Here is a 12642-nt window from a genome sequence, read left to right as displayed (position 1 = left end):
AGTCTTAAAACATTTTGTAAGTTCAAGACTACAATGTCAATTAAAACAAGTAACCTTCTGAAATAGAAGACTTATCCTATTGTAATATTATTATAATATGAGAAGAATGTATATGAATTATAGTTCTTTGAATATCACATATAAGTCATTTTAAAAAATTAAGCCTTTTTATTTCAGTATTACCCTTTACATTTCTTTATTTACTATTTAAATTAAAAATTAATCATATAAAAAAAGCAGTAAATCGTATAGACAAACGATAAACTGCTTTTTTTTTAAATAATATGTTATAAACTTAATCTCTACCCTAGTACTTATCTAATTTTAAGAATTTCATTTCTTTTTTCAATACCAACATTTAGGTCTCCAAATTTTTATCGAGCTTAACTTTTATTTCTTTCAGACTCATGTATTAATATTAAATTATAGAAAAATGGGATTCTAAAACACGTTCAGAATCCCATAAATTTTAATTTTAAAATAATTCTTATTTAATCAATTTGTGGTTGATTCCACAATCTATACGGATCGTCATGAGCGATCATTTGTTCTAATAATAAAGCTTCCATTTCTGCTAATTTATCAGCATATTTCGGATTGTTTGCTAAATTAGTTTCCATTTCGCCAGATTTATGATGTTCTGGAAGGTATTCGTTTGGATTTTCTGCCAAGTTAAAAAGTTGAGTTTCTCTAACAGCACCATCCATAACATCGTACTTAATTAATTTCCAATCGCCTTTTTTAACCGCACGCATGCCTGGCTTAGTACCTCCGGCATATACGCCATACATAACGTCTCTAACTACTTCTGTTTCTCCTTTTAATACAGGAACTACACTTTTGCCTTCAACAGTTTCAGGAATATCTATTCCTGCTAAATCGCATAATGTTGGTAATACATCTAATAAATACATATTTCCTTGTACGCGTTTTCCTGTATCTAATCCAGGACCTTTAACTATAAAAGGGACACGCCAAGTGTGCTCGTATAAATTTTGTTTGCCTTGAAAACCATGTCTACCAATTGCAATACCATGATCGGATGTATAGATAATATAAGTATTGTCTATTTCTCCAGTCTCTTCTAATTTCTTCAATACTTTACCTAATTGAATATCTATATTTTCTGAACATGCAAACTCACGCCCCATTTCATTTCTAATGGTATTCTCATCTCTATTTTTCCACACGCCACTTACACGTTCTTCATCTCTTAAATCTGGATGCCCATGAAAAAATGGATGCTTCTCTAGGTAATTTTCTGGAAGTGCTGGCTGTTTATCATTTAACGGTGGCAGACTGTTTTTATCCTTATGATTAATTGCTCCATATTTTTCTAACAATTCTGGTGTTCCATTACGGGTATCATGCGGATGAGAAAATCCGAAATAGATAAAAAATGGATCTTCTTCTTTAGCTTGTTCTCTATTATTTAAATAAGTTAATACTTGTTTGGCATGCCATGCACTTCCGCTTTCTTCTGTACCACCACGTTTGGTAGCATCATGAACTTCGGTAAATTGTCTGTTGGCACCTGGATAAGAATTTCCTTTTTTACAAGTACGCATAGTTTTATAACCTGCTCTGTTAAAAATGGCACCAATTGTTTGATCGTCTATAGGATTTGGAAGCGTATCTAACTGAAATTCTGCACTTGGAGGTAAATGCCATAACGTTCTCCCGCTCATAATCATATGTCTGGAAGGTGTACATACAGCTCCATTCATAGACCCCATATGTCTGGCTTGTTCAAATACAATACCGTCATCTGCCAATTTACTAATGTTTGGTGTTTCCAAGATTGATTTTGCATTATAAACTTGCAAATCTAGAGGTGACTGATCGTCTACTAATACAAATAGAAAATTTGGTCGTTTTTGTACTGTTTCTTTCTCTGTCTGTTGCTTATTTTCTGTTTTACAACTGGACAACGTTGTTATTAAAACAAGCCCTAAAATTTTAAATAATTTCATTTGATTCATTTTATTAATTTATTTTATTTCTAATTTTTTGTCTTATATATTAAGTTGCACTATTTATGTATAAAATAAATTTTATTTACCTTTAAATAATTCAACGGTACTTTTAAGCAATATACTTCCAGTGCTAAAAGGTTAAAGCGTGATACATTTTTTAACTACTAAAACAAATACATTAATACCAAGTAATTTTAGCCTTTTTAGTATCCGTATTCACCCAAACACTCGCGTGTTCAAATTCACGAGTAAAAATCCATCCATCAGGAGTTTCTCTTTTAAATTCTCCTTTAGGACTTCCTAATGGTTTTTGTAAAGCAGGGTAATCTACTAGATTTCCATCGTCTAAATTCCATCCCCAATTCCATTGAAAATACGAATATGGCTGAGCTCCGATAAGGAAACAGGCTTGAAAATATTCTAACTGATCTTTAGACCGTTGTTCCATTCCTTCTGTATCGGTAGCCCCAATAGTAATATCGGTTTTCTTTTTTCCTTTAGCTCCGAAACGGTAAATTGAAATTTTACCATCTTTGGCAATTCTAGTCATATCTCTCCATTCTTCAAGTAGGTTTTCTTTATTGGTAACACTGCTGTTATAGTGTTCGAAAAAGAAAGCATCACAATGCGGATAAACCTCTTCGGTTCTCGCTGCATTATTACCAACTAAAATTTTATCTGGTCCCATTTGTTTTTTTAGTTCAGCCATCATTTCTCCTTTAGCTTTTGCTATTTCCACTAACTTATCATTAGGATAATCTGAATTTAACCCCACATTCATACGATCGATAAAAATACCATCGGCTCCTGAAATTTTAACACCTTCTACAGCAGATTTCACCCACCATTCACGAAAATCCGGATTTAAAGCATCAAAATAATATGAAAAATCAGGTCTGGTTTTTTCTCTTAATTTATCTGTCTTTGGATCTACAAATAGGAATTTGGCTAATTCTGGATTTTTAGCAATACCTTCTGGAGTAAATTCTTTATTAAATCTAGGGTAAGGCCATGCCAAATAAGAATTATAATAGAACAGCACTTTAGTTTCTGGTTTTATGTTATGAAACGCTTCTACTTCATGTTGTGTTCCTAATACTTGATCACCAAGCAAATGGTAAGCATGTGATTTTTCTATACATATGAAATCTGTACGTTCTGAGATAAACTCAACTTCATTTGGCTCTAATACACGATCTATATCTCCAAAATGATAATACATTGGTGTAGTATTCCAACTAAATTCTGGGAAATAAGATTTTGCATTAAAAGGAGAGCCATCACTAACCTTTAGTAATGATTTCTGTTGCCCATACGCACACAAACTCATAACAAAAAAACAACAAATAGTACGTAGTGTGTTTTTAAATAGATTCATTTTATATCTTTTTCTATTTAGTTTATAGTAATTTTACGTAAGTTACCTATACTGAATGTCTTTTCAGAATTGTTATAAGTGACCGTTACAGGAACTTCATTATTCAATAGTAATTCACCATTTTTAAACTCTAACACTACATTACCAATTTCAGTTAAAGAAATGGCATATCCTTTGGCTTTTACATCTTTTCCGTTTCCAATAAACATTACCCAATCTCCATTAGTTTCTGTACCTATTAAAGTATACGTTGCATCGGTTTCTATAGTTTTATAAGTTACTTTTTTATGATTTGCTGAAGAAAACACCACATCTTCACGTCCAGATTTATGCGTAATATTTAACCCTACAAATTCTGTGTTTTGATTTTCATCTTCAAAACTAGAAATAGTTACTATACTTTTTCCTTTTTTTGAAGTAAATGGTTCGTAAATAGAGACAAATGGTTTTTCCCAAGCAGCTCCATGTTGTCTAGCTGCCAATGTTAAATAAGGTGCTTTATCTACCTCATAAGGTAAACCATGATCTCCTTTAAACGCTTTATTGGATGGCGATTTTATTGAAAACACTTCTCGTCCTTCTGCGCCTTTCATCCAAAGATTCATGAATACATCTTCTTGACCTTCTGGTTGATCAATTTTCCATTCAGCTTGGTAATCGTCTTTTAATTGTATCGATTTTTTATCCCACATATAATCAAAAGCATATAAATGTCCGCCAGCAAATCCCATTTCTTCACTAGGTTTAAGAGGTAAAGGTTTTCCATCGGTATCCATAATGGTCATGGTTTGACCTAAATTATGATAAAAATAATCGTGGAATTTATCGCCTTTACGTTGTTTTTTAGATCTAAAAACATCAATATAATATCCGGTTTCTGCTCCTGTTTTAACAATACTTACTAGTCTGGTCTGATCACTTCTTGTTTCAGGCTCTAAGAAGTATACATCGGAATAGGTAATATCTTTATAATATCCAGTTTTTTGTTCAGATTTAGGATATTCTCCTATTAAATCAAAAGCGTGGTAACTTAACATTTCGGTATACGAAGACACTCCATCTACCATCACCGTATTATGTGCTGGAAATTGTGAATAATATTCTAAATAAATAGGCTGTAAATAACTCGCGCCTTTACCAGGATCTCCTCCTTGCACATACCCTTTACCATACAATTCCATATTAATACCGTTTGCATGCATATGGTTTCCTAAAGAACCATTTAAAGATACCATCATGCCGTCTTTACCTGTTCCCATACGCTGTACATGCCAACTCACATTTGGCGCATAAAATGATTGAGTCACATAATCTTCTAAGTGTCCTTTTTTATACTTTGGATTAAGTTTTAAAGGCTTACTTGCAAAAAACGAACTAATTTCTGCTTTAGGTTTTCTTATTTTACCACCTTCATCTTCTGCAAATATTTGATACAACCCTGTAAATTCTTCTTCCAGTTTTTTGTTGTCTGTTTTTTGAGCAATACGAATCATATCAGAAAAAGACTCTGTACTTAACTTACTATAATGACTATCTCCGAAAGCCACGGTTTGTCCGTTTGGGAATAAATATTGAGGTAGCATTTTTACAGCAGTTTCCATAACTGGCATATACGGCAAGATATTATGATCGAAGGTATTATTAAAGTCCTCCATAAAATGAGTTAAATCCTTAGTAACACCAATAGAATATCCTGGACATTCTGCCCAAACTCCGTTAGCGGTATCGTACCCATAATCTAAAAATTTGTTTAACGACCATTGGCGTGCAGAAGTTACATTTAAAATATAATCTATATAATATTCTCGTCCTTTACCGTCTTGATAATTCTTATTATCTTGAAGTACCATTGCAGCTTTTAATATAATTTTAGCTTGGTGTAAATTCCAATTATTTTGAGGCACTCCGTTTTTAATAATTTGATCTATCCAACGCTTAATGGTGGTATCAAACATAGCAATGTCTTGCGCATGATTTGCTTCAATATATGGATGTAAAAAATCGTAAAGTTCCGCCACATCGATTAACACATTTTCATGAATTACTTGAAAATTTGTAAATCCAACTAAAGTTTGTATATGCCCGTTTAATAAATCTATTGGCTCGCTACGGTACGACATGCCTTCCATATATGTATGAAAAATATCAAAAGCAAATTTAGCATAAGCTGGATCATTTTCTATCCAATACATAAATGCTGAATCGCGACCAAGCTCTATAATGCGTTCATTAATAGAATAAATTACACGTCCTGTTTTAGAAATTTCTGCCCATTCAAAAGGAGAACCTTCTTTACTCTTGTTTGGCAACCACAACCCTCTTGGATCGTCCATATATGGTTTAACATCTTCTAATTTTGGTGTTCCGTAAGGTGTTGTATAATCTCGAGAACCAACAAAACGAACTGTAGGAACTGGTGCCTCACCATCTGCATGCGAATAATTTATACCATTTACATATACATTAGTCGACTTGGTTTTCCAATACATTTGAAGTCGAGACACCATCCATTCAGGATCAGTTTTATGACGCTCTACATATTGATCTATGCGGTTGTGTAAACCATTAGAAACCTCTTTAGCCCAACTTTCCTTTTTAATGGTTTTTTGCAAATCCTTTTTTTCTGATTGGGTAATGTATATACGCGGATAACCTTGCTCTAAGTTACTAGGTAAAGGGATTTTTTCTTGACTCTGAGCCTGTAAGGCCGTTGAAAAAACACATAAACTCAAGGCCATTAAGCCTGTTTTTATTGTTTTTAAATTAATTTGATTATAGGTTATAAACATGTTGTTGTTTGTTTGTTTCTTTATAAAGTTGACTTAAAGTGGGGTGTAAACAATAATAATTTTACCAGTATTTACAGCTTTATCCGATTGAATTCCAATGCGAAATGCGGGTCCGCCTTCTCGTAAATGCTTTACAGGTACTTCTACATCCTTTATGGTAAATTTAAAGCCTTCACTCTTAATTTCTGCTTTTACTTTATGATGTTTTGACATTAAAATTACGGTACTCTTATCTACAACTTTATAATTATTTAAAGTCATAATTGCAGTTTCAAAAGTTATAGGTTCTGAAGCAACAAAATAGTCTTCAATAGTTATGGTTCCTGAACCCGTTTTATCGTTAGTCATGGTACGTTTTAATAGCTCTAAAACAGGAAAATCGTAAGCAGGTTTAATATCTACAACAACTTGATCTTTATCGGCTTTAAAATCTGTACTTGTAAACACACCTTTATGTGCTATACCATTAGATTGCAAAGTATTATTTAGTTTTGGAAGTGGGTGTCCCCAAGAACTACGTGCAGGGTTTTTAGGAGAAAATGCTCCAGCAGTGTAGGAAGGTGCTCCGATATCTCCCGACATAACATCTTGGCCTAAAACCAAAGTATAAGTACCAACATCGCTGTGATTATGGTTTTCAGCATTATGTCCTGCTTTTAAAGCGATTGAAAAAGGAGTTTGTTGTTTCCCTCTAGAAATTACCATACCAAAATCTTCAAAATACGTATGACTAGGTAATTCTGGTGTTTTTTCTTGGCTACTTACTTCAAATAAAGCGGGATGATTCCAAGCTATTAATTGTTCGGCAGCTTCTTCCATACGTATTTCTGTAGGCTGAATAGCATTATAATGATACGCTGATAATACATTCGCAAAATTGCTTCCGCTACTTGATGTTTTTGAAACGCCATCGGCAAATGGAGCACATCGTCCTTTTTGAATTACAAAATTCTCTGGAAAGTTTCCGACGTTTTTAAGCTTCTCAGGATTATCGAATTTAAACATATCGATTTGTCCGTCTGAATAATCTGATATAATCTGAGCTAAATATAAATAATGACTAAATCCGTAGCCCCAATATCCTAAACCTTCAGAACAATACCCATCTTCTCCAAAACCAGTTAAATAATATCGCATACTATTTAAAGCCGATCCTACTGCTACTAAACGTTTATTGTAATCTTGAGAATTGGTTATGGTTGCTAAAATGGCTCCACTAGTACAAACAGAATTCCAGTTACTTGTACTTTTTATCCAAGTGTTATTTTCATCTAAATATTTCGTACTCTTCAAATAAGTATCTGTGATACGTGTTTGAATTTCCTTAGAAATTTCTGTACGTAAATCTTCTGGTAGTTTATCTTGTAAAAGCGATTCGGCGATAGCTAATACCGATCCAAATTTTCGGGCTCCCAAATCTATAGAAACACGTCTCCCTTCTAAAATTCCATTATTGCCATCGTCATGATTTGGATGCACCCAAGATTTCATAGATAAGATAGCTTTAGCATAGGTTTCTATTTGAGGTAAAAAGAGACCTTTATTTTCTAAACATTCTGCAAGAATATAATGCTCTAAGCGATCCATGGTTCTGTAATACCTTGGTTTATAAATTTTACGATTTCCTTCCTTATTTGCTAAACGATAAATACTGTCTGAAATAGGAACTTCTGGTGCTTTATCTAATAAAGACTTTGCTTTTTCCAAATATTCTTGTCCTGATTTTGTAACAGCAATGGCATTCCAATATTTTCGGTCTGATATTTTTGGTGCTGGCTGAAATGCGTCTTTTGGCATCACCTTTTTAAGCATCTCTATTTGTGTTACTGAAGGATAAATCGTATCCTGGTTTGCTGCTTGAATAAAAGCTTTTAAATCTAAAGGTTCAATAGTTTTAGATACTTCATTTTTACAATTAACCAAACTTAAAATCAAAACAACGAAAGGCATGTATAAGATACCTTTTCCGATTCTTTTATAAGTATTCATTTTCATATTACAATCTTATTTTTGTTTTTTATTATGTATTTTAAACACGTCTTAAAGAGACTTGAATTCCTAAACTTACACTGATTTATTTTTATAATTCATATAAATCTGCAGCAACATATTATTCCTTTTTTGAGCAAAAAAATAACATTGTACATCATCCCGTAAGAATAATACAATGTTATTTTTTTTAATTGATATTTGTTCTAAATCATAGTTCAATCCGTATAAACTATGATGTTTTAAGGCTCTTTTATTATTTTAAAGCCTTTTTAATTGCTTATTTTAGCATAGGCTGCATAATAAGCTCCTTTTACATTGGGGTGAAACATGGGGTAATGCATACTTGAACTAATTTTTTTACTAGAACCTCCATTTTCAAATAATCGAATACCGTTAGCTTTAGCTTCTAAGTTTTTTAACTGTAGTTTTTAAAATTATGATTACCCATAGAAGTATAGCTTAATTATTTTGTTTTTATTTTATGCTAATGGGTCTAGTTATTTAACGGTTATAATCTGTTTCTCTACAATTTCTGCTGAGGACTTACCTATCTGAATTTCGTATCGTCCAGGATTTACAACATATTTTTGTTTATTTACATCCCACCATTGCATATCATCCATAGAAAAACGCAATGTTACTTGCTCCGTTTCTCCTTTAGCAACAGAAATTCTTTTAAAAGCCTTTAACTGACGAATAGGCTGATATACTTTAGAATCTAAATTAGTGACATATAATTGAATAACATCATCGCCATTCATGACTCCTGTATTTTTCACATCTAAAACAGCTATCACTTCTTTTTTATTCTGTGTAACCTTCAATCCTGAATAATTAAATGCAGTATAACTTAACCCATACCCAAATGGATAGGTTACATTATCTTTCATATACATATACGTTCTTCCTTTACTGATTTCGTAATCTTCAAAGTCTGGTAACTCATCTGGATCGGTGTAAAATGTAAGCGGAAGATGTCCTGAAGGACTCACCTTACCAGTAATAAGTTCTGCTAAAGCATAACCACCTTCTTGCCCAGGAAACCATTGTAAAAGTATGGAAGGCACTACGTCATTTAATTCAGACAATTGCATGACTGTTCCGCCATTAAGCACCACTAACATATTAGGATAAATAGCTGCCAATGCTTTTATTTCTTCCATCTGATCTTCTGGTAAAATAGAATTCATGCGATCGTGAGATTCTTTAGACATTCTCCATGTAAGCCCACCTACGTAAATAAGTAATTTATCTTCTGGGTTTTCAATCGTTACGTCTTCTTGTGGCTCTACCCATTTTAACAACGCACGAGCAGGTTCTATTTCTCCATTATAATACTCTACTTTTAAGTCAACCACTTTTCCTTCTTCTAGAAAAACCCCTTGAGATTCTTCGTTATCTGGTGCTTTACTATGCCAATTATCAAGAATTTTTTCATCGTTTATCCAAACACGCGCTCCGCTCAATGCCGTGATTGAAAAATAATGAAGGCCAGTACGATTTGGAGTTAATTCTGCCGTCCAACGTGCCGAAAACGTTGGCTGTGGTATCTCTGGATCTATATGTGCTAGAGGTTTTGGTAAATCGAGATCGAAACCACGATCTGTTCTCACAGAAACAGGCGTACCTTCAAATTTAACCCCAGCAAAATACTCACCTTTAACACCTTTAGTATTTGGTTTTCCAGGGACATTTAAGTTTCCTTCCGGAATAAATAACCACTTTCCACCTAACTGACTCTTAATTTCGAATTGATCTCCTGCTATTTCTTGCATACCAAACATAGGAGTTGCAGCAATACCTGCAGCGTTTCCACTATAGGCACCAAAAGGTGCATCGTTTACATATGGCCCAGCAAAAAGAATAGATTTGTATTTTTCTGGCGTTGCTGGAAGTACATTGTTTTTATTTTGCAATAACACAGCGCCTTCTCGTGCAATTTGACGCGCAATCGCGAGATGATTTTCTGAACCAACCACGTCTGTTGATATTTTAGTATACGGATTATCTTCGCCTGAACGTAAAAGCCCCAATTTAATACGAGTCGCTAGATTACGAATAATTGCTTGATCTAAATCTGATTCTTTCATCAGACCTTGCTCCACTGCTTGCTTAGACCATTCTCTTTCGTTTACTTCTGCAGCTCTATCCGATCCTGAATACATATCTACACCAGCAGTAATCATCATCATTGCAGCTTCTGGTCCATTCTTAGCATATTTATGTTTTTCAACCAAATGTCCTGGCACACCAACATCAGTAACCACAGTTCCATTAAAGCCCCATTCTTCACGTAAAACATCAGTTAACAACCATTTATTCGCTGAACACGGAATACCGTTTAATCCATTATATGATGTCATTATAGACTCTACATCTTCTCGTGCAATGACATCGCGATACGCTGGAAAATAATATTCACGTAAGGCACGCTCCGATACGTCTGGACGCACATGCAAACGATTATGTTCTGTATTATTTACAACAAAGTGTTTAATAGTCGCGACCGTTTTTAAGTAATTTGGATCGTCTCCTTGTAATCCATGGACAAAAGAACTCGCTAATTCCGTGGTTAAAAACGGGTCTTCGCCATACGTTTCTTCTGTACGTCCCCAACGTGGATCGCGTGCCATATTAATTACAGGACTCCATAAAGTTAAACCGTGATATCGTTTTGCTTTATTTTCGGCAGAATCTGCATTATTAAGTGCACGAGCTTCATCACTAATAGCGGTAGTCATGTCTTTAATTAAGGGCGGATTCCAAGTAGAGGCCATAGAAAGTGGTACGGGAAACTGAGTCGCTTCACCACGACGTGCTACGCCATGCAATGCTTCATTCCACCAATTATGCCCTGGAATATTTAAACGTTCAATAGGTAAACTAGTCATTTCAATTAACTTTATCTTTTCATCTAAAGTCATCTGCTTAACTAAATTCTTTGCTTGCTTAGTCGCACTTTTATGAAGCGCTGTTCGGTCTTGTGCTATAGCCGAATTTGCGCAGAAGATCATAACACAATAGACTGCTAGAATGTATTTTTTCATAACATTTTACTTTTTTTCACATCACTATTCAGTTACGGCGATATACCAAAAATGTGGAAGATATGATGTTTTTTAATTTGACTTTTTATTTATTTTCTAATAATTATCTCTGTTTTTTAAACCTTGAAACCGGACTCAAATATTCCAAGACAACCATGAAAGAATGAATTATATACACAATACTATCAATTTTATACTTAAAAGTTTATAATTCATCATTCAAGAACTATAAATTATGGTCTATTTTAGGGTTGGTGATATTTTAAAAGATTTAGAAGAAGACAAAAATAGTCTCGAAAAGAAAAAACCTCATAATTACTTAAAAAAAGTAATTATGAGGCTATATATTATTTGGCTTTAATAAACTATTTCAAAGCTTTAGATATTGCGGCTTTCACCATAGGTTCCATGATAAGATAGCCCTCTACATTTGGGTGAACAGTATCTCTACCTAATTCCTTTATTAGGCCTTTATCGTCATTAACCATTGGCGTATAATAATCTAAATAAATAATCTTATTTTTTTTAGCATACGCTTTTAAAAGTGTATTCAGTTCAATAATCTTATCTGCTGGTTCGATAGATGGACTCCAAGAATAACTACTAGCAGGAAGTACCGATGCTAATATTACTTTTATATTATTTGCCTTAGCTAACTCTACCATAGAAAAAATATTTCCTGCAATACGGTCTAAGCTTATATAACCTCTATTTCCTGCAATGTCGTTTGTTCCTGCAGAAATTACAACTACTTTAGGTTGCAACTCGATCACGTCTGGTCTAAAGCGTAATAACATTTGCGCACTGGTTTGACCACTAATTCCTCTATTGACAAACGTTGGATTCTCTTCAAAAAACACACCATGATCTCTAGTCCAATTATCGGTTATTGAATTCCCTATAAACACCACTCGTTTTTCATTTTTAGCAGGTGCTTCTAGTGCTGCATTTGCCGCGCTATAACGTTCTAAATTTGCCCAATCTTCTGTAGGTGTTAATTGAATTTTTACAACTGTAGCCATAGTATTAGGATTTTCTTCAGGTAGGAAAATGGTTAAATTTCCGTCTATTAATTTTGTTTTTAATTTTTTATCTCCATAATCTAAGAAAGCGGTTCTTACTTTCATATTTCTATCAATAACAAGTTTTCCATCCTTTGGCCACTCATTAACAATAGCATAAATAACATCATCTTTTTTGGTATAACGACCCCAATTTGGTTTTTCGTAAGGACTCTCAGATACTTCAAAAATAGCCTCTTTATTTTCATTTTTCCATGTTTCACCAAACTGATTGTAATCAGAATTTGTGTTCTTATTCGCATTTTCCTGAGCAAAACCTGTTGTTAAGCACATTATTCCTGTAATAAAAAGGACTATAGTTTTTTTAAAAAATTTCATTTTATATAATTTTAATTTTATACTTGTTTTCGGTCTTCGCTATGACAAATAAGGCAAGAA

General features: G+C 33.5%; 6 protein-coding genes. All 6 read right to left on the bottom strand.

Annotated features, from left to right (window positions below; genetic code table 11):
- Positions 1-491: 491 nt before the first annotated feature.
- Positions 492-1973 carry a sulfatase-like hydrolase/transferase gene (locus Q1B05_RS11525; protein WP_159023905.1) on the bottom strand — a complete coding sequence of 494 codons (1482 nt, stop codon included), beginning with the start codon at positions 1971-1973 and terminating at the stop codon, positions 492-494.
- Positions 1974-2154: 181 nt separating this feature from the next.
- The gene (locus Q1B05_RS11520) at positions 2155-3354 is read right to left on the bottom strand and encodes a putative glycoside hydrolase family 15 protein (RefSeq protein ID WP_299780802.1); all 1200 of its coding nucleotides are present in this window, start codon (positions 3352-3354) and stop codon (positions 2155-2157) included.
- A gap of 17 nt (positions 3355-3371) precedes the next feature.
- Positions 3372-6143 carry a six-hairpin glycosidase gene (locus Q1B05_RS11515; protein WP_299780800.1) on the bottom strand — a complete coding sequence of 924 codons (2772 nt, stop codon included), beginning with the start codon at positions 6141-6143 and terminating at the stop codon, positions 3372-3374.
- 33 nt (positions 6144-6176) lie between these two features.
- Entirely contained in the window at positions 6177-8138 is a 1962-nt protein-coding gene (locus Q1B05_RS11510) for a hypothetical protein (protein WP_299780799.1), read from the bottom strand.
- Between the two features lie 494 nt (positions 8139-8632).
- Positions 8633-11182: a glycoside hydrolase family 3 N-terminal domain-containing protein gene (locus Q1B05_RS11505; protein ID WP_299780797.1), complete on the bottom strand. Its 2550-nt coding sequence runs from the start codon at positions 11180-11182 to the stop codon at positions 8633-8635.
- A gap of 365 nt (positions 11183-11547) precedes the next feature.
- The gene (locus Q1B05_RS11500; RefSeq protein WP_299780795.1) at positions 11548-12582 is read right to left on the bottom strand and encodes a GDSL-type esterase/lipase family protein; all 1035 of its coding nucleotides are present in this window, start codon (positions 12580-12582) and stop codon (positions 11548-11550) included.
- Between the last annotated feature and the right edge of the window lie 60 nt (positions 12583-12642).

This window comes from uncultured Formosa sp. (genome assembly GCF_947500765.1).
GTDB lineage: Bacteria > Bacteroidota > Bacteroidia > Flavobacteriales > Flavobacteriaceae > Formosa.
This window is presented reverse-complemented; position numbering and strand designations above follow the sequence as displayed.